The sequence below is a fragment of the Tateyamaria pelophila genome (assembly GCF_019966495.1).
GTDB lineage: Bacteria > Pseudomonadota > Alphaproteobacteria > Rhodobacterales > Rhodobacteraceae > Tateyamaria > Tateyamaria pelophila.
Genome location: NZ_JAIMIA010000017.1, coordinates 1 through 22,705, shown reverse-complemented (window position 1 = coordinate 22,705; position 22,705 = coordinate 1). Strand labels below are relative to the sequence as shown.

Below are 22,705 nucleotides of genomic sequence, written 5' to 3'. Positions count from 1 at the left end.
GTGGGGTAAACCCCGCCCTATCGGTTGCACGGCGCTTGCCAAGACAACCAAAAACGACAGGTGGGAACCTATGTCCGGACTTTCAATCCAAAACCTTTCGATGCGCTTCGACCTGCCCAACGGGGGATCGGTTCAGGCGTTGCAAGACGTCTCGCTTGACCTCAAGGCGGGCGAGTTGCTGAGTGTGCTGGGCCCATCGGGCTGCGGCAAGACCACCCTTTTGAACATCGTGGCCGGATTTCTGGCCCCGACCGGCGGCAAGATGATCCTCAACGGGCACGAGATCACCGGCCCTGATGCGGAACGCGGTATGGTCTTTCAACAAGGGGCGTTGTTCGAATGGATGAGCGTCCGCGAAAACGTTGGCTTCGGTCCGTCGATGAAAGGCATGCCCAAGAACGACAAGGCCGAGATCGTCGATCACCTGCTTGATGTCGTCGGTTTGCGGGACTTCAAGGAAAAGGCCGTATATGAATTGTCGGGTGGGATGCAGCAGCGTGTGGCCCTGGCCCGCTGTCTGGCCAATGACCCTGACGTGATCCTGATGGATGAGCCGCTGGGCGCGCTTGACGCGCTGACCCGCGAAAAGATGCAGTCGCTGGTTCTGAAATTGTGGAAAGAGACGGGCAAGACCATCATTCTCATCACCCATTCGGTCGAAGAGGCCCTGTTGCTGGGAGAACGCTTGGTGGTCATGGCCCCGCGCCCGGGACGCATTCACAAGGAATACCGTCTCCCCTTCGCCGAAATGGGTGTCGGAGAGGATTTGCGTATCGTCAAGAAACACCCGGAGTTCGCCGTACGGCGCGAGGAGATTTTGGGCATGATCTGGGATATGGAAGAAGAGATTATGGGCCGCACGGAGGCCGCATCATGATCCCGTTTCTGATTTATGTCGCGATTTTCGTGGTCGCCTTCTTCGCCGTCAAAGCTTTCGCAGCCCGCACCGCGGTCAGCGATTACGGCTCTCTGAAAACAGTCACCTTTGGGGATGAAAGCGCGGTCAAGCCCAGTCGGGCGGCCAGCTTTGTTTCCATTCTGTCGATCTTCTTCTTGTGGGGCATGTTTACCGGTTCTGCCTTGCTGCCGGGTTTCTTGCATGCGCCAGGCCCGTTTCAGGGCACAGGCACCTTTGAATATACCGTGCAGTCCGGGAATGAACGCGACACAGGCACGGTAACTGTCGTCGTCCATCCGATCGATACGCCGACAGAAGCCCCAGAGGTTGACCCCGGCGACGGCTGGGCCAAGAACGATTCCATCGCCATTGGCATGTGGCGGTCAGGCCTGTTGCGCGTTGACCGGAACGACGAACTGGGCCGTGGCGAAGGCGCTGAAATCGTAGAGATCAACGGCGCCAGCGTGCAACCGGGCGACACCGTGGATGTCGGCTGGGGCACAGTGACCATCTCGGACAAGGGCACGCCGAACATCCAACCCAACAAGGGCTGGCAGATGGAGCCGATCTGGTTGCCGTCGCCCGAAGCGGTCGTCACACGTGTCGGCGAGATTGCCAGTGAAGGCTTCCGGGGGTCGACCCTCTGGGAGCATCTGGGGTTCTCGCTCTTCCGGGTCATTGTCGGCTTCTTCTTTGGTGCGTTGGTGGGTATTCCACTGGGCTACGCCATGGGCCTCAGCAACTGGTTCCGCGGTTGGTTCGATCCGATTGTCGAATTCATGCGCCCGGTGCCGCCACTTGCTCTGATCCCGCTGGTCATCATCTGGGCGGGCATTGGTGAGACGGGAAAAATCATCCTGCTCTTCCTGGCCGCCCTCTGGATCATGGCCATTGCGGCGCGATCCGGGGTGTCTGGCGTCAAGATATCCAAAGTGCACGCGGCCTATTCGCTGGGGGCCAGCAAAGCCCAGATCATGCGTTACGTCATCGTGCCCAATTCGCTGCCGGAGATTTTCACCGGTGCGCGGGTGGCGATGGGGGTCTGTTGGGGCACGGTCGTTGCGGCTGAACTGGTCGCTGCCGAACAGGGTGCCGGTATGATGATCATGGTCGCGTCCAAGTTCCAGAACACGGACATTGTCATCATGGGGATTATCCTGATCGGGATCATCGGCTTTGGCATCGACATGCTGATGCGCTGGGCCGAGCGGATCCTCGTGCCCTGGAAAGGCAAGGGTTAATCGCCCGAATCCAAGGATGCAAAGCGGCGCCTTCGGGCGCCGTTTTCGTTTGAACGCAATTTTGGCAATCGGATGGCGCATCGCGATTGCGCTTTGAGAACGTGCGCTTCTGCCTTAGGTTGAACCTAACTAAAAGGTGGGACCCATTGTGGAAAACCGAAGCGACAATAATACGCCATCCCGCACGGAGATTGATGACCTCAAAACAGAAATAAACCTGTTGAAGCAAAACCTGCCGCGCCGTGGCCGATCTTTGGTGGCGCGCGTGCTTAGTACAGTGGGCGTGATCCTTGTGGCATCCGCCCTCGGCTTTGGCGCGCTGACGGCCGCCGGGGTGGATGCGCTGCGCATTGACGAACAGGGGAATGTTCACATTCTCGGTGCCGTGACGATTGAGGGCGTTGCGACCGTCAACTCTCTGACCACGCAAGGCGAAGTATCGGCAGGCACGATCACCGGCAATACGGTGACGTCCGAAGGTCTTCTGACCGCACGCGCGGGCCTGACCGCAATCGGCGACACCACCATGAACGGCATGACTGTCAGCTCGGATGGCAACGTCAGAATTCCCGGAAACCTGACAGTGGATGGCTTGAATGACAGGCTGTTTTACACGGCGACAGAGGTTGGCGTCTCGACGGATATCAGCGCGGCTGATCTGGCGCGCCTGTGCGGGGACGGGGACGGATGCGAGGTCAGACTCGCGATGTTCGACTATGATACAGTCGAGAGTGGCCCGGCGTCCGTCGTAACGTGGTTGTATTGCGACGCGGACTGCAAGCATTGGCGTACAACCACACAGCTTCTTTCAGAAGGCAGCAGTGTTGGTCCGCAGGTTGGCGGCACAGACAACGACAATGTCATCAAACACGTTATCAACAAGTGGTCGTGCTATTTCACCGACGGAAAGTATGAAAGCACGACCGTCAACGGTGATACGGCTGTCGGCTTTGGGCTGTTGCTGTGGACGCAATTTCCAGGCAGCCGGTGCACCATCGCGATTATCGACTGAGGAGTCGGCATGGGCCTGCTGCCCTAGGCCGGAGTTGAGCCTGCGTCGTCTATTGGAACTGGCGTTTGCGCGCGTAAACTGGCCCTTCGGTCCGGCATCCGTTGCCTTTCGTGGGACTGACCTCGCTGTCTTTGTACTTGTAGTACATGTGATAGGACTCCGACCCGCTGCAAACGTCTTTTGCAAGGCGATAATTGACCGTTGCATTTTGTACGTTGAAGCCCGTGTATTCCCGCGTCAACGCGTCGCCCGAAACCCAGAGGGATCCACCTAAATAATACGGGGTCACGGTGCTGCCATACGGGCCGTCACCGGTCATGTATGGCTCGGTCATCAACCTCAAACCTTTGTTCCAGGATGAAAAATGTAGCTCGCGAAAGCCTTTGTTCCGAACGATTCCAAATTCAAATTTCAACACGTCGGCATCATTCACCTTCTTCATCGCCGCCGCGACGTTGGGGGCATATTCAAACCATTGCCCGTCGGTGATGTTTTTGGTCAGTTTGGAATTGAGCGCGGAAATGTCCGATTTCAGCCCTTTGACCTCGTTCATCAGGTCAATCAGCGCCTGATCCAGATTGTCTGCCTGAATTGACCCGGCCTTAAGTTGCCCCGAAATGGTAACGGTGCCGTCTTGGTCAATGTTGATTGCTTGCTGTGCAAATATAACGGTGGGCAATGCCATGATCACCGCAGCCAATGCGTTTCCAAAACGTGTCATGTTGGATGTTGTCCTCTGGGTTGAGTCTGACGGTCTGGTTCAAAGATTTATTGGAACAGTCGTTTTCGAGCGTAGACCGCAGGGCCCGGCCGACATCCATTGCCCCAGATGGTTTGAATTCCGGTGGACTTGGACTGGTAATATCGGTGCAGCACCTGGGTGTCGTTGCATGTCCCTTGGTCTGGGTCGTTGGTGCCGACAAGCCATGCTGCTCCACCCAGACTGAAAGGTTGCGTGTCACCTATAAGAAACGGGTCTGTCATTGCCCGCAAACCGCCGTTCCAATCGGAAAAATGCAAGCCACGCGCGCCGACATTGCGGTTTGTGAGAAACTCGTAGGTGTTTGTGAGGCTGTTATCGGCAAGCACCTTGTTCATTGCGTCACGCATGTTGGGCGCAAAAAGAACCCAGGTCTGGCTTTCCAGAATCAAGGCGTTCTGCGCCTTGATATCGGCAAGAATGGCATTGAGGTTGTCGGCCTGGACGTTTTTTGCGGTGAACGTCCCGGTGACCGACGCGTCGCCTGTGATTGCGACATTGCCATCCGGGTCGATTTTCATTGCAGGTTGGGCAATGGCCGACGTCGCGATGGTCAGGACGAGGAAGGCGATTGCGATTTTAAAGATGTTGGTCAAGGTTGTCCCCCTTCGGAAAATACGGGATGCCGTCTTTTGTGGCCCGACTGTCGTAAATGATGAACTTGGTTTCAACATTAGGATGAGACATGAAGCCGATATACTCCACAGACAGCGCCAGTCCGGTCCCGTTGAAGTTCGACATCCGTTCGGAATGTATTGAAGAACTCAGCCGGTCGCCGTCTTGAATATCGAACGATGACCGCTGTGCCGTGCCACCTGCGGTTACTTGTCCGCAAGGAGCGATACAGATCGCTTCGTGACCATACGCCGACACCGCAGCGACGAAAACTCCAAATGCCACCGCCATCGCTGTCTTGGAGAAATAGAGGCTCTCAACATACTCCAAAATATGGCTTTCTCTTTGTAAAAAAAGGAATTTTCAATTCAGAAACTCCCCGGATGACGTCTTGGATGGCCAAGGGGGGATCTTGCGAAATTAAGGCGGGTTACAATTTCATAGCTCGAACGCTGCGTTAAATGTGCTTGTAAATCAACACGTAAATTGTCTTGCAATATGTCGAGCCCACGGTACGGTTCACCTTAGACGGGTTTTTATTCTTGTCTTGATTGACACGGGAATCTCATTTTGCGCGTTATTTTTTGTGTGACTTCGACGCTGAGAGCCATTGAAAACCGGCAGTGGGAAAATGCCGGACCCAAGTTTTGCACATCCGAATGCAAAAGGGCCGGAACACGATCAAGGTATGTGCAAACGAACCGCTGTCGGGGCGAATTGATCTGCCGGTGACGACACATTCGGGCGCAGCAAGCGGCCAGTTCGAATTGCGAATTGGAACGGCTGACATTTGATTTCTGATCTGGGTTTTACGACCTTGGTCGGATTGTTTTGGAATTGGGTTTTGATATGTCTTTAGACGCTCCCGCCTCGGGATTTGGCGGCCCTGTCCTCGAAGGTCTCGATCCGCGCCTTGGCGTGTTTGGCCAGTTGCTTGGATTGCTGAATGATGTGGGCGACGATCAATACACCCTGAACGGCGAGTGGTTCAAAAACCCCATCGAGCCGATCCAGTCGATGGTTGAGAAAAACCCCCACGAACTGCTTACTGTCATCATGTCGTTTCTGGGCGACCAAAAACCCAGCCCGCTTGACGAAAAAGGCGGCGAATTCTGGTACGCGATAGAGTATCCCAAAGACGGCAAGCAAGTGCCGACGGGCATGAGCCTGGTGGCCCGCAAGGACGATAACGCCAGCCGCATTTCGTTGGGCATTGCATATGATCCCTTTGCCTCGACTGACGCGGACAAGACCCCGCTGTTTGCTATCCACCTATTGGCCCAACTGCCCATTATCGATCTGGCGAAACGGAGCTTTTTGTTGGGTCAGGCAGATCAACCTGTTCAGCTTTTGACCCAATTGCGGGGCGCTGACGGCACTCCGTTTTCGGTGGCCAACGGCTCTGTTTCAGTGTTGGGCCTGGATATCGTCGGTGACCTTTTCACAAACAAATCACCGCAAGTGCAATTCCTGCTGAAAGATTTGGTTCTGGGTGGTGCGGACGTGCACGACCTTGACGCGATCGAACTGATCAAGGACCCCAGCACTCTGTTGGGCGACGTGTTCAAGGCGTTGCTGATCTATGCCTTGAATGCCGCGACGGATGCCGCAGCCAAAGGCATGTCCGACAAGGACAAGGTCATGGTCGAGGCCATGGAGCAGGGTGTGTTGTGGCTGCTGGGCCTGCCCTCTCGCAAAAACCAAGCCTCGGCGATTCCACCGATGGACTGGGCTGCGCTGGTCGGCAGTGATTTCGGCGCCGTCTGGGAAAAATGGTTCCTGTCCATCGTCGATGACGCGGCTCTGTTGCGCCAATGGCTGCACGGCATCTATTGCATGGCACAAGGCCTCGATATCTATGACCGCCAAGGCGATATCGACAAGGACATGCATGGCGCGGGCACGCTCGAAGATCCCTTTGCCGTCACCTTTTTCGATGGGGGCGACAGCAAGCCCAGCTTTGAATTCACCCTTGCCGTCGACGGCAGTTCCCCCATCGAGCTGACCCTTGGTGCGCGGATGTCTGCCCCAACCAAGAAGATCGAAGGTCTTGATTTTGGCCTGTCCGGCAAGGCGACGCTGGCCAAGATTACCCTGGGCGGATCCGACCCGGTGACCATCCAGCCCAGTTTCGAGATTTCGGCCACTGCGAACCGCCCGGACAACACCACGCTTTTCACCTATGACGACAAGCAAGACCCGGCCTACAGCATCGCTCCGACCCGCTTTCATATCGGGTTGAAAATGGATGCAGGCGCGCCCGCCCCGGTGCCTTTCGGCGACTTTGAGGAAGGCGACAAGAAAACCTTGTCCCTCGTCACAATGCTGACCCGTGGCACAGCGGAATTCGACATTTTGGAACTGCTGCTTGACAAGCTGCATGATGACGGCGTGTGGCAGGCATTTTTCAATGAGCTTATTCCGCCCGACTCCGGTTTGACCTATGGCAAGGGCGTATTTCATTATGCGTTTGATACGGTCATCCAGGACCGCCCGGTTACGGTTGCCCTCAGTGGTGGCAAGTCTGGCGACGCCGGTATTTCTGTAGACGCCGATGTCGGTCTTACTGTCGACCCGCTGAACCTGGGTTTGAAAACCGGGCTGCGGGTCAAGAACGTGACGAAACCTACGTCGCCTGTGTTTACCTTTACCGCCGATGCTGGTGGTGGCACGGCCAAGGACGTGCCCCTGCCCAAGCTGACGGCAGATCTGGATGACAAGCCCGCGTTTACCCTTGTCGGCGAATTGCCGATCAAAGGGTTCGAGGACGCGCCCATTCGCTTTGGTATGGTTCCGCTGACGGGGTTCGAGGACTTTACCGCCGAACGCCTGATGCCGATGCTGCAAGCTGTTGTTCTGGATTTTCCAGCGGTCAAGGCGTGGTTTGAATCACCCATCACCCAAAGCGTCCAAGACTGTACCTGGGCCGCGATCCTGATCGAATGGGGGTTTTTCGTTGAGGTCGACGATGCGCCCCGGGCGGATGACGTGTCCCTAGCCGCCGATCAGACCAAGGCCCTGCGGTTGCCCAGCCTGCCCGACTATTCCATCGACTTTGCCAAGCTCAAGGCCCTGAGTCCGGTAGACTTTTTCAAAGCCGCATTGTCCAAATATCTCGCCGAAATCGACGAACAGATATTGTACAAGATCGGCAAGGATGACGGCCTGTACCTGACCCATGCCAAAGGGTCTGCCGATGAAGGAGATGAGGGTAAAAAGGGCACCGAGCGTTATGGTTTACGCCTCGCGATGAAGGATGTTGTCGTCGCGGGGGACAAGAAGAAAGACGACGACAAGGACGAGGCGGGCAAGGCCGCTACTCAAAAAGATGGTAGCAAAGACACCGAGGATCCACCCGAAAAAACCAAAGTCATCCTGCAACTTGGCAAGTGGATGTCGGACGCCGAAAAGGACGCCAAGACGGCGGGCGATGAAGGCGCCAAAGACGCACCCGAGGAGGACAAGGCTGACGGCGAAGACGCTGCCAAGGAAAAAGGCGGCAGCGAGACGGACAAAGACAACTGGTTGACCAAGACCTGGGGCGACGCCAAACCCGACCCACCCAAACGCGGTATCCACCTTGATTTGATCAAGATCGCAGATAAAAAACCCGAATTTGACCTCAAGCTCAAACTGGTCAGTGTCGGTCTTGACGTGGAAGGTAACGACAAGAACCCGCTGTTTGACATCAAGGGTTACAAGGCTGAGGGCATGCAGGCCCGCGTCTACTTCAGCGACGTGGACGGCCCCGTCAAGGTTGGCGGCGGCGTCCGGGTCGAACGGGCCTCATTGCCATTGGGGCCCGCGAAACAGCCCGAAGATGGCACAAAGAACCCTGTGGCCAGTGGCTTGCTGTCCTCCGGTGACAAGGATGCCAAATCCGGAAACAGTAAGGCCAAAGATGGCAAAGAGGTCGCCAAGGGCGATCCGGTCAATCCCGAATTCGGCGTTCAGATTGCCTATTGCAACGACTTCGACGCCGAAATCCTCAATGACGATCCCGAGGCGGGTGACAAAGTCTGGATTCCTGTCGAAAAATCCTTTGGCCCGATGTTCTGCCGCAAGGTCGGTCTGGGTTTTGACAGCGAACGCCATCTGTTGGTGGGCTTTGACGGGTCGGTCGAGTTGGGCCCGCTGGGCATCGACCTGATGAATCTGTCGGTGGGTATCCCACTGACGCATCCGCAGGATATCAAGGATTACACGCTCGACCTGGGCGGTCTTGACCTTACCTTCCAGGGCGGGCCGGTAGAAATCAGCGGCAGCTTCCTTGAAATGACCACCAAGGTTAAGTCGCCCAATCCGCCCCCCGCCGAGATCGACGTGGTGCAATATACCGGCGCGGCGCTGATCAAGACAGAAGTTTTCTCTCTCACGGGTCTTGGTTCCTATGCGTCGATCGACGGGTCGCCGTCGATGTTCGTCTTTGCCGTCCTCGACAAGAATCTGGGCGGACCGGTGTTTTTTAATGTCACGGCACTGGCGGCGGGTTTCGGGTTCAAGCGCAAGCTGCTTTTGCCCTCGATTGATCAGGTGCAGGAATTCCCACTGGTCAAGGTCATTTCCGACCCCAGCTATATCGCCAACGCGGATGACCCCGAAGAGGCGCTCAAAAAGCTGAGCGAGGCGATTCCGCCCGATCCATCATCCTATTGGCTGGCGGCCGGCGTCCGCTTCCGCTCGTTCGAGCAGATTGAGACGGTTGCGCTACTGGCGGTGACATTCGGGACGGATTTGAGCGTTTCGGTGCTGGGTCTGTCCAAATTGTCGGTGCCTGCGCACCTCAAAGCGTCCGAAAATCCGATCTGCTACGCCGAACTGGCCCTGCGTGCCGAGTTTAACCCGGCGGTGGGTGTATTATCGGTCGAGGCGCGTCTGACCTCGAATTCCTATGTTTTTGACAAGGATTGCAAACTGACGGGTGGGTTTGCCTTTTTCACCTGGTTCAAGGGCGATCATGAGGGCGATTTCGTGGTCACCCTTGGCGGCTATCACCCCGATTTCAAACGCCCCGATCACTATCCGGTCGTGCCCCGCCTTGGGCTGGACTGGAAAAACGGCGATATCCGGATCACCGGCGAATTGTACTTTGCGCTAACCCCGTCCTGCCTGATGGCGGGCGGCAAACTGGCGGCAGTTTACGATATCGGTTGGGCCAAGGCGTGGTTCGTGGCCTATGCCGATTTCATCATCAGTTGGAAGCCGTTCTTTTACCGCATCCGCATCGGCGTGAGCATTGGTGCCAGCGCCACGGTGCGTGTCGATCTGGGCCTGTTCACCGTTTCGATGACCTTCAAGTTCGAGCTGGGCGCCGATCTGCACATCTGTGGACCTGACTTTACCGGTGAAGCACGGATCAAATTCTATGTGGTATCCTTCACCGTGCACTTTGGTGCCGATGGATCTGCCGAACCTGCCGCCATTGACTGGCATGATTTCTCCAAATCCTTCTTGCCAAAGCATGCGGCTGTCACCTCTGTCGTCTATGCCGGTGGCCTGCTGCAGGAATGGGACGACACGGACAACGACCGCAAGATACCGCTGGTCAATGCCCAGGAACTGGTTGTGAACGTACAAACCATGGCACCGTGTACCGATGTCAGCTACCTTGGTAAAACGACTCCTGGTGGTGACGATTACAAGAGCAAGCTGGGCATCAAGCCGCTCTATTCCAAGACACTCGATTCGCCTCTCAAGGTCCGGATGGCCAGCGATGTAAGCGGCGATGTCGATCCGGATCTGTTCGAAGTAAAGGTCATCCGCAAGGGTTTTCCCGATGCGATGTGGGGGCAGGGCAAGCCTGACCTCAAGACGCCCGGCAGCAAGCTGTTGCAACAGGTACCGGCCGGCCTTTCCGTGACCCTGAGCGAAAAGGGCAAGCAGTCTCAGGTTCGCCACGGCCTCCCGGCGATGGAAATCCAGGCCTTTGCCTATGAGCCGATCGACAAGTCGATCTTTTGGGGCGACGTGCCCACCCCGAAACCGGTCACGCCCAAAGGGAAAGAAAAGACATTTGCCGATATTATCACCAGTTCGGCGCGCGATCCGATTATGGACGTGCTGAACGCCTGTACGCCGCACCCGCTCAACAAGACCGACCTCACCCTCACGGCAGACCGGGCGGAAACCATATACCAGTCCGAGCCGACTTATGCGACGCTGGGCCAACCCTTGCCGGCGGAGCGTTAAGACATGACCAAAGACAACCCGCCCGCCGATCTGCCACCGCTGGTTGCCGGCCAAATCCGGTTCTATCAGGCGTCTCCGCCTGCGTTGCCGCCCGGAGATTACAATATCAACGTCGATCAGGTTCTGACCGGGGGCGGGCAAGGGGGTCTGCCATCCGCAAAGGACACGTTCGGCCAAGACACCCCCTTTGCCATCGTTGGTCCGCGGTTCACCCTGAAGCCGACGGAAGTCTATTCGGTCTATCCGCCCAAAGGTCATTTCGGCCCGTTCGACAACGCCCTGCCGCATGTGGTCTTTACCCGCCGCACCCTGCCATGGGAGCGGTCGCTGAACCCTGCCGATCCGTCGCAGAATTCCGAATTTCCGGTGCCATGGATGGCCCTGATCCTGATCAGCCCCGATGACTTCGCAGCCGAAACGACCTTGCCCGAAGCTGTCGCCAAAGATCGCAAGCCGGGCGACATGCCAGCGGTCAAAAGCCGTACGGTGGGCCAATTGTTGAACCCCGGTGATGGATTTACAGGGCCCAAGGGCATCAATCTGGATTATGGCCAAAGCGAGGGCGACCTGTGCAACACGCTTGACCTGCCGGTGAACGTCTTTACCCAGATCGCCCCCAGTCAGGAAGACCTGCCTTTTCTCGCCCATGTCCGCGAGGTCAAGACCGGTGGCAAAGAGACGCTGTCGCTGAAACAGGATGGCTGGTTCACGGTGGTGCTTGGCAACCGTTTGCCCCAGACAACGACAGCCAGCGAAGGCATCAAGAACCGTGTCTGCCTGGTCTCGCTGGAGGGGTTTTCCGATCATTTGCCGGTCGTCGCGGAGGATGGCACGCCATCGCTGCCGAATACGGACGGTGCGCACACGGTGCGCATGGCCGTTTTGGCCAGCTGGGATTTTACCTGCTACGGGAACAATGACTTCAAAGTCAAAATGACCCAGATGGACGACCGCTCGCTCTTGTCCCTCAATGCGGTGCGGCCCGAAGGGAACGATCCGGCGATCAAGGCGGTGCAGGGGGCCTTTGCGCTTGGCTACGCGCCCCTGAACCACACCACGCGTTTGGGCGAAAAGACGGTGTCATGGTATCGCGGCCCGATGATCACGCTCCAGATGGACATGCAGAGCCCCTATGCCTTCATCCCGACTGCGGATCGTGCCCTGCGATACGATGCGACGGGCATGTTTGCGACCGAATACGCCTCGGCCTACGAGTTGGGGCGCATGCTGGCCTTGCAAAACCGTGGCTTTGCCAGTGCGATGTACCGCTATCGCAATTCGGTCAAAATGGCGCTGGATGCCGAAAAGAAAAGCGCCGACATCGCGGCCGGTTTTTTCGTGCAGCCTCTGATGGGCAAGGACGGCACATTGCAAGACGCCGTTGCCAAGCTGTTTGAAAACTCGAAGGAGTGGGGATGATGACCATGCCGCGGCCCACCCCCGGATCGGAGACGCACAATGGCCGATAATCCAAGCTATCCGCCGCTGCCCGAGGTCGTGAAACGCTTTCTGGGCCGGTCCGTCCTGATGTACGGCGTCCCGTTCAGCTATCTCGTGCCGGATGTGCACATGTTGCCAATGGAGTCGATCCGTTTTTTCTATGTCGATCCGGGCTGGATCGCGACTTTGGTGCAGGGGGCGACCAGTGTTGGGCGCCCCACACCGGACGACACCCCGATGGATAAGTTCCTGCGCACCCAGGCATTGCTGGATGCGCTTGCGGAGTCGCTCTCTGTCCGCGAGTCCGGTGCCGGACATGACGAGCCCAAGGCCACCGATGCCCACTGGCCGTTGACCGGTTTTCTGATGCGGTCCGAAGTGGTTGCAGGCTGGCAGGGGCTGGAAATGCGCGCCTATTCCGAACCGACGGCGGCAGCACCGGACGGGGTCGAAATTGCGCCCCTGCGCATTGACCGGCTGGCTCCCGATATCATGCTGTGCATCTTTAACGGCAAAGTCGATCATCTGACCCTGAAACAACCGCCAGAGGGGATGCATTTCGGTTTGTCGCCGGCGCGTGGGGGCGCATATGCCCGCCTCAAGCTGCGCAATTTGAACGGCACCGTCACGGTCACCCGTATCCACGGTATCCTGGACAACAAAAGCGCCAATGCCCACGCCAGTGTCGCCACCGCTTATGCCGGTGATGCGCATTGGTCCGGCGGCTCTTTGAACCCGGATCAATTGCTGGCTTTGACCAGCGGGTTTTCGGCCACCACCATGACCTGGGATTACGCCATTGCCAAAGAGCAGGTGGCGTTTCTGAGCGCGGGACCTGCCGATCTCAGCTTTATTGCGAGGATTAGTGTGCCGAACGCCGACCCCAAGAAGCCGCCGAGTGTGAGCGAGATGCATCTGCCCTTTACCGTCAGCCTTGAGGGGGGCGCACCACGGATCGTGCAACAGGGCCACCCGGAAAACCGCAGCGCCGAAACCGATATCCCGCCTGGTGAGTTTTTTCCGACCTGTTTCAACACGGGCATTCAGGCCCCGATGCGCAGCCCGGTGAACGGGTCGACAACGCCGACACGGGTTTTGCGGGTGTCCAAGATGGCGGCCGCCGTTCAGGCCAAGCTGGCCGCTCATGGTCAGGATGTAAGCAAATTCACCTCAGCTGAATTCGGTGTGGAAATGGTGGAAAGCCCCGGCTTTGTCACCTTCAAGTCAGAGATATCAGGATGAACGGTTCAACCGGAACAGGCTGGCTTTTGGCCCCGATGGAGCTTTCGGCGCTGGTGGTAGGGCAGAATGCGGGCGCAAAAGGTCTTGTCTGGTCCGATCTGACGCCTGGCTATCAAGACATCTGGAGCAATTTGGTGACGGCAGGGCCCCAGTTGGTCGACATGTTTCCACAGGGTGGCTCGGCTGCTCCGCCAGACGGCGGCGTGCATCTGCATTGGCTGTTGCCGCAGGCCTTTGGACACGGCGTGCCGTCGAAAGAACATGGGGGCCTCGATTACCCCCACATTCCAAATCGCTGGCTGGTTCGACGTATCCGCTACAAGCGCGGAACCGATGAACATCCTGAAAGCAACGAGGTCAAGGACACCGCCAGTTGGATCATTCAGAGCGATTTCCTGCATGAAATGAACCAAGACAAGGTTGCCAGCGGCGCGGTGCCCTTTCTGAACGAAAACAGTGACAAGCTTTTTGCCAGCGTGGGGCAGGCGACGCCTTTGCAGGACTGGACAGATGCGCCTGCGAATTACAGGCTTGAGTTGAAGGCGCTGGGATCCGGCACTGCCGATTTTCCATCCAGCTATCCGTTGTGCAAAAGCGTCCTGGGCTTTCATGATCCTGATCCGGCTTGTGGGGCAGAGGGTGATTGGGATGTCAGCTATGTCGTTTCGGGGTGGTGTTCCGACGCGACCAAGGATTTGCTTTATGGTGTGACCGAGGACGATCTGGCAAAACGTCTGGCCGAGCTTGAATTCAAGATCAGCGAGACGGGCGCCAAACTGGGTCTGATGAACCGGGTGCTGTGCCACGGTGCAGCAACACGGGTCAAATGGAACGTCGATCATTTGCATGTGCCTTTGTCTGAAGTGCCCTGCTCTGACGCCACGGTGTTTGTCGGCAACACATCTGGCGAGGCATTGGCCACCATGCTGGCCCCCAAGATGCATGTGGATGGTGCGACATCTGCCGATCTGGAACGTATTCTGACCGCGTTCCACTACGACATGCTGGGCAGCGACCAGAACCTGCAAGATGTGGATGCCGAACTGCATCGCCGCCGATTTACCGATCAGGCCAGCGAAGACAGGTTTTCGATTGACGCCAAACGCACTGTAATCCCGGATCAAGGCGTGTCGGCATCTGCGCCGATGACGGCGGAGCCGCCGCGCCCGGTGCAGGTGTTACCCAAGAAAACCGCAACCGATCTGCGTGCCTTGAACACGCAGGCCAAGGCCCATGCACGGGCGCAACGCAATCTGGCCCGAACGCGCCAGACCCTGTTCACCGCATGGATGCGTTGGGCCACGAATTACAACCACAAGGTCGCGTCGGACCCCGATCTTGCCGAAGCGGTCGCGGCGGCCCGGAAAGCGGTTGGTGTTGCCGCCAAAGCCGCCGATGATGTGCGCACGGCCGTAGATGCACAGGAAACGGCGCTCAAGACCCAGCTCAAGAATACTTTGCCCGACCTCGAACTGTCGCGCAGCACCGGCACACCGTTCCATCATCCGGCGGACCCTGCCATTCTGGTGACGGGCAAGAATTTCGAGGCCAGAAACGTCTATAACCAGTACCTTCAGGTGAATGAACTTCTCTGTCGCCATGCAGGCGAGGTGATCGACGGGATCGAAGGCGTTCCGCCCAGCGTGGCAAGTGCCGTCGAAGTATCGACCCGCTTCTTGTTCCCGCTTGATGACCTGACCCCCCTGCCGCCGCTGGCGGGTGCACCTTATGCCGATCTGTTGAATGGAGTGCTGCGCGAAACCCTGTTGCTGGATGTGGTCGATCCGCGGGCACGGGATGCAATGCCACCGATCGTGTCGGCCATTGCCAAACGGATGTTCGCGTTGAGCAACATTCAGAACCCGTCCGATGCTGGAGTGAATGCACTGTCCACTGGCATCATGCGCCTGCTGGAGGGGGGCGATCGGTTGCCGAACCCTGACCTCAAGCTCAGATTTGCAGCCTTGACCGACACGGCCCCGGCGATAGTCCCGGACTCTCTTGGTTTGAGACGTTGGACAGGCAATCCCTGGCGTCCGCTGTATCTTGTTTGGGAAGTTGACTGGAACCCGCAGGCCGGGTTGGGCGGCGACGCCCCCATCCCCGGCAACTGGTCAAGCTGGGAGTTGAACGACAGCGGCAATGATTTCGAAATTCCGAAAGATCTGGCGGTCGAAGCCACGCCTTATACCTACAAGTCCTATACGATGCTGGCCCCCAACGCCGCCTTTGTCCTGCGTCGGCGTCTGGAAAAACTGGTCGAGACCAAGGCAAATGACAAGCTCAGCCAGATCATCTCGGATCTGGACAGTATGCCGGTGGTGGCCCAATCCCTTGGCGGCTTCCAGGAAGCGCTGGGCCAATTGATGCAGGGCCTGCAACTGCCCCCGATCAATCCCGAATACCTGAACGCCAATCTGCCCAGCACATTGCCGAAACTGGACCCTGTTGCGGACCGCATTGACGGGTTTGAGGCCCTTGATCCGCAAAACATGTATGCGCCTGCACTGGACCGCGACGGCACGCCGTTGCATCCGTTCCAGCCGATGCGCGCGGGCAAGATGACCATCCGGCAATTGTCGGTGGTTGACTCCTTCGGTCAAACCCGCGTGCTGATTGATCCCACACGGGCCACTGCGCGTGTCGTGCCGTCCTTCGGATTGCCCACACCCGAGGATGACACCCCCGGTGTCGTCCTGCCGCCCCGTTATCTGCAACCCGCCCGGATAAACTTCGAGTGGCGCTCAGCCGAAGATGATGATCCCGTTGGCACGCCCCTGTGCGGTTGGATATTCTCAAACCATCTGGATCAAAGCCTGATGATCTGTGACGCCAAGGGCACATTGCTGGGCGCGTTACAACGCATCATTCGCGCTGCCGGTGCAGGCGGCAGTGGTCAGATGCGCGAGCAGTCAAACACCGGGTTTTTCTGGGTGCCCGTACCCGGCACCGACACGACTGCGGAAGCGATCGAAAACATGGAACTGCATCGCTTTGTCAAAAGGGTGTTGGGCTTTAACGGAGACGAGGCGCGCGATTTCCTGACGTCCATAGCGGCAGCTCAGGCCGAGGCCGATATCACGGTGGAACATGATCCACGGCTGTCGATTCTTGTGGGCCGACCTTTGGCGTTGGTACGATCGCTCTTGGGGATTGAACTGAACGGCGATCCCTATCGTGACGTCGCAGGCACCGACGATGCGGCCACCCGCGACATTGCCGCGGTGCAGTTCCCTACCCGTCTTGGCGGCAGTTCCGACACGGCAGGCGGTCTTTCGGGGTTCATGCTGGAAGACGACGACACCTATTACCCGCGTTTCGGCCTTTCAGGCCAAAGCTTTGACGGGTTCCAATATGGGAAGGAAATTCCACTGGACGCGAAGACCTCCGTACCGGTGACCTTGCTGATGGACCCGCATGCGGCGGTGCATGTCAGATCCGGTATTCTACCGCGCCGTTCGCTGAACCTGCCGGAGGATGTGACCGCCGGATTGTCGTCGATCCGCGATGTGTTCTTTCAAAGCGCTCCCATTCTGGGACCACCGGGGGCACCGCGCTTGCCTAATCCGTCGGATGACTACGGCAATTGGTCGTGGGCGGCGCGGCCTCAGGTCACCCGCTGGCTGGAATATCCCGAGATCACCGATCCCGGCGACCGTGGCGGTTTCGGAACCGACCCGCAGCAATTGCAGGAAGGGTGGCTCAAGCTCAAGATGAACCCTGTTGCGGTCTCTGCATTCTGGGTCAAGGAGGGGGCCGTCACGGTTCGGCCCGGCACCAACATTACCCTTGGCTGGATGTCGGATGGGGCGGACAAGCTGGTGTTGAAGGCCAGCAATCAGCCCGACAGTCTCGACGAATTTACCACGCAGGATGGCGCGACCCTGCCGACAGAGTTCAAGTATACTGTGACGGAAAAGGTCACGATCACCTTGACGGCATCTGATCGCCAGGGAAACCGCAGCATCAAATCGCTCGACTTAGACGTGGGCAAGGAAACCTAGACCATGGCCGATGATACGTTGGACGTTAATATCTCGTCCCAGGAAGTCCGAATGGGGGCGCCGGAAACATCGATTGTATTAGTGGATATCACCAATACCAAGACCTCGGATGTTGCCGAGGTTTTGTATCTGTCGATTCCTCTGGGCTTTGTGGATCAAAAACATGTCTCCCTGATTGGATTCGGCCCGGCGGCCCTTGCGCCGTCCGGCCCACTGGCACACCCGCCTGCGGGAATGACGCGGTACCAACTGGGATCGGCGCGCGGCGTTGCCTTTGGCAAGGGCGCGACGATCACCCTGCATCTGTCGCATATCACCGCAGTGGCGGCGGGTTCGTATACGATGCAACTGCAATGGGGCCCGCGCGGCGGTGACTTGAAAACGGTTGACCTGAACATCTCCGTTCTGGGCGCGGACGATGCGCCCAAGATCGAATACTTTACCGCTAAAAATTCCGTCGTGACGTTGCGCACCAGCAGGATGCCTGTGGAACTGTCGTGGAAAACCAGCCCGAAATCAGTGGTCGAACTCTATCGCCTGAACACCCTGCTGTTGCCGAAATCGGGTAGCCGATCGGCACCGACCACACAGAATGATTATCCGGACACCGACTATGGCGATGCAGGTCTGCAACCCTACAGGCTGGAAGCGACGGAAGATGGCAAGACCATCAGCCGAACGATTTTCGTGCGGGTTCAGAACTCCGGTTGGAACAAGATCGCCTGCGATCAGGGCGCGCCGATGAACATCCTGTCGGATGGGGGGAACCGACTGTATGGAATTTTCAATTCGTTCAAGGGCTCGGCCATCTATCCTTTGGACCCCAGCACCGGGTCGATGGGCACGCAAGACCAGATGTGTCCCAACGGTGCTGTTCCCGACGCGATGGAGAAAAGCCCTGCGGCTTTTTTCCAAAACAAGATTTTTCTGGTGGGTGGCAGTCAGGTGGATGCTTCGTCCTTCTCCAATCAGGTGCATTCCTATGATCCGAAGACCCGAAAATGGGAGGACCAGTCGGAAGGTATCACATGGCCTGCCCGGATGGGACATGCCATCACCGCCTATGCCAATCGGCTTTGGCTGACAGGAGGCGTTGATGAGAACGGCAACACGCTGGACGATGTCTACTTTACGACGGACGGCAAAACATGGCTTGGCGCCAAAGAGGTGAAGGCCCAGGGTTTGCCTGAGCGGTTCATGACGCTGCCTCATGAAATGTGTTTTCATGCCATGCAGGGCTATTCTGTGGTGGCCGGTGGGCAATGCATCGAAGCATTGTGGGTATACGGGGGTTTGAATACACCCTTCGGCTCACCTTATACCAGCATGTGGTCCACACGGTTGACCGGTGGGTGGGGCGAGATGAAGTTCTTCATATCCACCAGCGTCCAGTCACCCGACCCTGGCTTCGGCGATCCGTTCGGCGCCGCGATGACCACGGCGCAGAACGAAAGCAAAGAAGAAGAGCTACGGGTGATCGCCACTTATCAGCCCAAGAATGCAGACCTCAATTCAGGCATGTATTCCTTGCAAGGTATGAACCCTGCGAACCTGGTCAAGAACGGCGATAACCTGTCGAAACAGGCAGTCTGGGCAATCAAAAGCAGCACGATGAGCACAGCGCAGCCGTTTCGGCTCTGTGCCGCGACGTTTGGGAACTACATCTTTGTGCAATCCATTCTAAGCGATCTGGCTACGGATACGCTGACTTTTCACGTCACATGACCTTGCAGTCGGAGAACGCCAAAATGGCCCTTTTCATTCGGAAAATTTGCATCAGCGTCGGTCTCTTGCTGGCAGTTCTGATCGGCCCCGCCGCCTTTGCCGGAGCGGTTGCAGTTGCCGTGATTCCCGCCACCGTCACCGGAGATGGGGCGCATTTTACCGTCGAGACGGACTCCGCAAACGGCGTCAAGATCACCTTTGACATCGGCGCCATACCACCCGGCGTGCAGCTTGAGAGTGCGGTGTTGCGCATCGTGCCGACCGGCCCGGATGCAAGCGCGCAGTTCATTCGCATTTTTCGCGATGGCGATCTGGACAGCTCGATCGGCGCGCTGAACGTTCCTACTGCCGCGATCCCGGTCACCTCGACCGGCACCGGCCTGTTGGCGGCGCTTTCCGAGCGTCCCGAAAGCCTGAATGTGGTGTTGAAAAGCGACTCTGTCCGATCGACGCGGGAATATTATTCCTTTGCCGACAGCAACGCGTCGAACCGGCCCCGGTTGATCGTGACCTGGGCCGACACGAGTCCGGCCATGACACGTAACGGCACGCAGCTGCGCTATCGTGGGTCCCCGGATGATGCGACGCCGTGGACGTTCAACGCGCCGGATGGCGCTTTGTTATCCGTCCTGTTCCCGCCTGCACCGACCGACATGACGGTGCTGACCGGGCCCGCTTTTGTAGGCGATACCGTGGTGTTCATGGCCAAGGACAAGGACGCCACGAAACTGTGGGGGATGAGCGCAGATGGCGCTGTCGCCTGGAGCTATCCGAACGCCAACGCCGCGGCCTTACCTGACACCAGCTGGAAATACCTGCGACTGGATGATCTGGGCAACCTTCTGGCATTCCGTAATGATGGGCATATTACGGTCTTCAAGGATTTTGGCCCCGATGGTCCGACCGCCATCGACACGCGCGCCGTGCCCGAGATCAATGTGTCCAAGCGACCGGTGATCAGCGCCGGTGGTCTGGTCGTCTTTCGCAAGGACCAATCCAGCGATACCCAACCGGGCAATTATATCTATGCCCTCAGCCCTTTGCCGGGCCTCAAGACGCTGTGGCGATCGCCTGCGAATGTCGGTCAATCCACTGCGCCCGTTCTCAGCCCGCGACGCGGCCAGCAATTGGTCTATGTGATGGGCAAGGATCAATCCGCCGGTTTGTCGATTTTCGACAACACCACAGGCATACAGCCGGTGCCTACAGGCTATCCCACAGGCAGCGGTCTGGGCAATTTTGCGCAGTTTCACCCGCCCTTGACTGTTCTTGCCGATCCCAGTGCCGAAACCCCTTCTGATTGGGTTTATCTGTCGGCCTTTGGCGAGGACTCCGGCATGGTCAATGGGTTCTTTGACCTGGATAAGCCGGGCACGCCCCAGCGTTGGAACGCCCCGCAGGAAGGGCCGGTTTCGCGTTGTGTCTCTCCGCTGCCCGGCGACGGTGTCGATCCGGTTGTGTACTGTGTGCAGGCCGGTCAATTCCGAGCCTATGCACATCAAAGCGGCGATCAGATTTGCGCATCGGACGCCAAACACGGCAACATCGGCGCAACGTCGAACCTGATCGTCGATGGCGCTGGCAGCATTTTCTTCTGGCAGGAAGATGCAGGGGAAAGCGGTGTGTTGCGTGGTTTTGATCCCAAATGCGAGATGCTGTTTTCTCAACCCCTGAACGGCTTGCCCGCAAAAACGGACGGCATCGAAGTTATTGATCTGCGCGTGGGTGCCAATGGTATCATCTATGCCTACAGCACGGCCCAGGTATTCGCCATTCGTGTGACCCAGCCGACACAAGACCCAACAGTCCTGGCACCCGACACCCAGTATTTCTCCAAGGGAGACATGTCCGTCGCCGCGCTGACAGCGCCAGCCGACAGCACCGTATCGCTCTATGCGGATGGCACGATTGATCTGGGGAATTTGCAGGTGCCCGCAACCGCCGATGTCACTTGTTCGGCACGTCAGGCGGTGTCCTTTGACGCCGGTTTTAGTCTGGCGCTGGGGGCGACGCTCCGCTGCGGGATCAACAAGATGACAGCCAAGCCGACGCCTTGATCCCGTTGTCCGGCTTTTGGGCCCTGAAGAGTTGCGCGCAGCGCCTCATCCGCGCTTACGTCGCACCTCGCCACGATGGGCGCGCGTCATTTGGGTCCGACGATGGTGGGCTCTGCTGTCAGGAGTATATTTTGCCTGTCTTCGGCCATCAGCGAACCGTGAAGCATCACATCAACCTGGCGTGAGTTATCCAATACCACTTCGAAAACATCGCAATTCAGAATGTTGTCGTCCGATGATCACATGCGACAAAACCCCGCCCTAACGCTGTCAATCTGGCAACGCGTACTGCAAATCGTTCCGTCTGGCTTCGAGAATAGCGTCATTTTCCGTGACCTGCTCCCGATTGAGTCGGGTGTTTATTGCTAGCTCTGTTCAGGTTTTCGTCCTTCTTTGACCGGTTAGCATATTCCGCCGGTGTCAAGCCAGCGAGGCTTGAGTGCGGGCGTTGCTGGTTAAAGTCGGTGCGCCATGCCGTCACCAGATTGCGGGCATGGCGCAGGTTGTCGAACAGGTGCTCGTTCAGGCACTCGTCTCTCATGCGACCGTTGAAGCTTTCCACAAATCCGTTTTGCAACGGCTTTCCGGGTGCGATATAAGGCCAATCAACGTTACGATTTTCCTGCCATTTCAGGATCGCATTTGATGTCAGTTCGGTTCCATTTTCGCTGACCACCATGCAGGGGTAGCCACGTATCTCGGCAATACGATCTAGTTCGTGGGCGACACGTTCGCCTGACAGTGAGATGTCGACAACAGCGGCCAGACATTCCCGGCTGAAGTCATCTATCACGGTCAGAATGCGGAACCTGCGGCCGCAGGACAAGCTGTCAGATACGAAGTTCAGGCTCCACCGTTTGTGGGATGGCCATTGGCGTCCTGCTCCCGACTGCACGCTTGCGACCGCCCCGTTTACGAATGGTTAACCCCTCTTCACCCCGCATTCCCCAAGTGGATCTCTGATTTCGCTGTCTTGAACGTGATATTTTCTATATATATCATGGCGTTGGTTGCTGCGGAGGATGTGTTTCATGGATCACCCAGAGGGTGCGGGCTTGCAGCGGGCAGATCGTGTGGATTTTGACCCTCGCGTGCGGCTGGAATTCCGGGGCGCTCAGCTCAGTTCGGATGGCGGCCTTCTGGTGATGCGCGAGCTTGATGACGCGCTCGGTCTGTCCAATCTGGCGTCTGCTGCCCTGTGCGATAATCGCCGTGGCAAAAACACGATCCACCGGCTCGACGGGCTGTTTCGGCAATCGGTCTACGGCCGGTTGGCAGGATACGAGGACGTCAATGACGCCGACCGTCTCGCGCTCGATCCCGTGATGCGCCAGGTTGTCGGTGGCCGTGCCGTCGATGCGCAGGCCGCATCCACGTCGCAGATGGGCCGGTTCGAGACCGAGGGACTGGCGACCGCAGAGAACCGGGCGGCTCTGTCTGATCTGAACGGCCAATGGATTGACCGGTTTCATGACCGCAACGGGCTGAAGTATATTGTGCTGGACATGGACAGCTCGGTCAG

13 protein-coding genes and 1 pseudogene are annotated in these 22,705 nt (G+C 57.8%); 10 read left to right on the top strand and 4 right to left on the bottom strand.

Annotated features, from left to right (window positions below; genetic code table 11):
* Positions 1-70 precede the first annotated feature (70 nt).
* The 3 genes from LC354_RS07840 to LC354_RS07830 all read left to right on the top strand — a co-directional run bounded on the left by LC354_RS07840 (position 71) and on the right by LC354_RS07830 (position 3,151).
* A complete protein-coding gene (locus LC354_RS07840; RefSeq protein ID WP_223422676.1) occupies positions 71-877 on the top strand; it encodes a taurine ABC transporter ATP-binding protein in 807 nt (268 codons plus the stop codon).
* A complete protein-coding gene (locus LC354_RS07835; RefSeq protein ID WP_223422674.1) occupies positions 874-2,139 on the top strand; it encodes an ABC transporter permease in 1,266 nt (421 codons plus the stop codon). Before LC354_RS07840 ends, LC354_RS07835 begins: the two co-directional genes overlap by 4 nt.
* 148 nt (positions 2,140-2,287) lie before the next feature.
* Positions 2,288-3,151 (top strand): hypothetical protein, encoded by an 864-nt coding sequence (locus tag LC354_RS07830; RefSeq protein WP_223422672.1) that lies wholly within the window; start codon positions 2,288-2,290, stop codon positions 3,149-3,151.
* Between the two features lie 49 nt (positions 3,152-3,200).
* Here LC354_RS07830 and LC354_RS07825 read toward each other — a convergent pair whose 3' ends face one another.
* The 3 genes from LC354_RS07825 to LC354_RS07815 are packed head-to-tail and all read right to left on the bottom strand — an operon-like array spanning position 3,201 to position 4,856.
* Positions 3,201-3,872, bottom strand: coding sequence for a hypothetical protein (locus LC354_RS07825; RefSeq protein WP_223422670.1), 672 nt, complete (start codon positions 3,870-3,872; stop codon positions 3,201-3,203).
* A gap of 47 nt (positions 3,873-3,919) precedes the next feature.
* Positions 3,920-4,507 (bottom strand): hypothetical protein, encoded by a 588-nt coding sequence (locus LC354_RS07820; RefSeq protein ID WP_223422668.1) that lies wholly within the window; start codon positions 4,505-4,507, stop codon positions 3,920-3,922.
* Entirely contained in the window at positions 4,491-4,856 is a 366-nt protein-coding gene (locus tag LC354_RS07815; protein WP_223422666.1) for a hypothetical protein, read from the bottom strand. The genes LC354_RS07820 and LC354_RS07815 overlap by 17 nt, the downstream gene beginning before the upstream one ends.
* Positions 4,857-5,375: 519 nt before the next feature.
* Here LC354_RS07815 and LC354_RS07810 point away from each other — a divergent pair.
* Genes LC354_RS07810 through LC354_RS07785 form a run of 6 tightly spaced genes read left to right on the top strand, consistent with a single transcriptional unit; the run spans position 5,376 to position 21,183 of the window.
* On the top strand, positions 5,376-10,715 hold the full coding sequence (locus tag LC354_RS07810) for a DUF6603 domain-containing protein (RefSeq protein ID WP_223422665.1): 5,340 nt from the start codon (positions 5,376-5,378) through the stop codon (positions 10,713-10,715).
* Positions 10,716-10,718: 3 nt separating this feature from the next.
* On the top strand, positions 10,719-12,134 hold the full coding sequence (locus tag LC354_RS07805) for a hypothetical protein (protein WP_223422663.1): 1,416 nt from the start codon (positions 10,719-10,721) through the stop codon (positions 12,132-12,134).
* 39 nt (positions 12,135-12,173) lie between these two features.
* Positions 12,174-13,397 carry a hypothetical protein gene (locus LC354_RS07800; RefSeq protein ID WP_223422661.1) on the top strand — a complete coding sequence of 408 codons (1,224 nt, stop codon included), beginning with the start codon at positions 12,174-12,176 and terminating at the stop codon, positions 13,395-13,397.
* Positions 13,394-17,401, top strand: coding sequence for a hypothetical protein (locus LC354_RS07795; RefSeq protein ID WP_223422659.1), 4,008 nt, complete (start codon positions 13,394-13,396; stop codon positions 17,399-17,401). Before LC354_RS07800 ends, LC354_RS07795 begins: the two co-directional genes overlap by 4 nt.
* A gap of 3 nt (positions 17,402-17,404) precedes the next feature.
* On the top strand, positions 17,405-19,126 hold the full coding sequence (locus tag LC354_RS07790) for a kelch repeat-containing protein (protein ID WP_223422657.1): 1,722 nt from the start codon (positions 17,405-17,407) through the stop codon (positions 19,124-19,126).
* Between the two features lie 23 nt (positions 19,127-19,149).
* Complete coding sequence (locus tag LC354_RS07785) at positions 19,150-21,183, top strand: hypothetical protein (protein ID WP_223422655.1); 2,034 nt, start codon at positions 19,150-19,152, stop codon at positions 21,181-21,183.
* A gap of 322 nt (positions 21,184-21,505) precedes the next feature.
* Here LC354_RS07785 and LC354_RS07780 read toward each other — a convergent pair.
* Positions 21,506-22,118: pseudogene (locus tag LC354_RS07780) on the bottom strand (integrase core domain-containing protein); the annotation flags it as partial.
* A gap of 96 nt (positions 22,119-22,214) precedes the next feature.
* On the opposite strand from LC354_RS07780, the gene LC354_RS07775 reads away from it, so the two are divergent.
* Positions 22,215-22,705, top strand: a 491-nt coding sequence (locus LC354_RS07775; RefSeq protein ID WP_223422653.1) for a transposase, incomplete at its 3' end; no start/stop codon positions are given.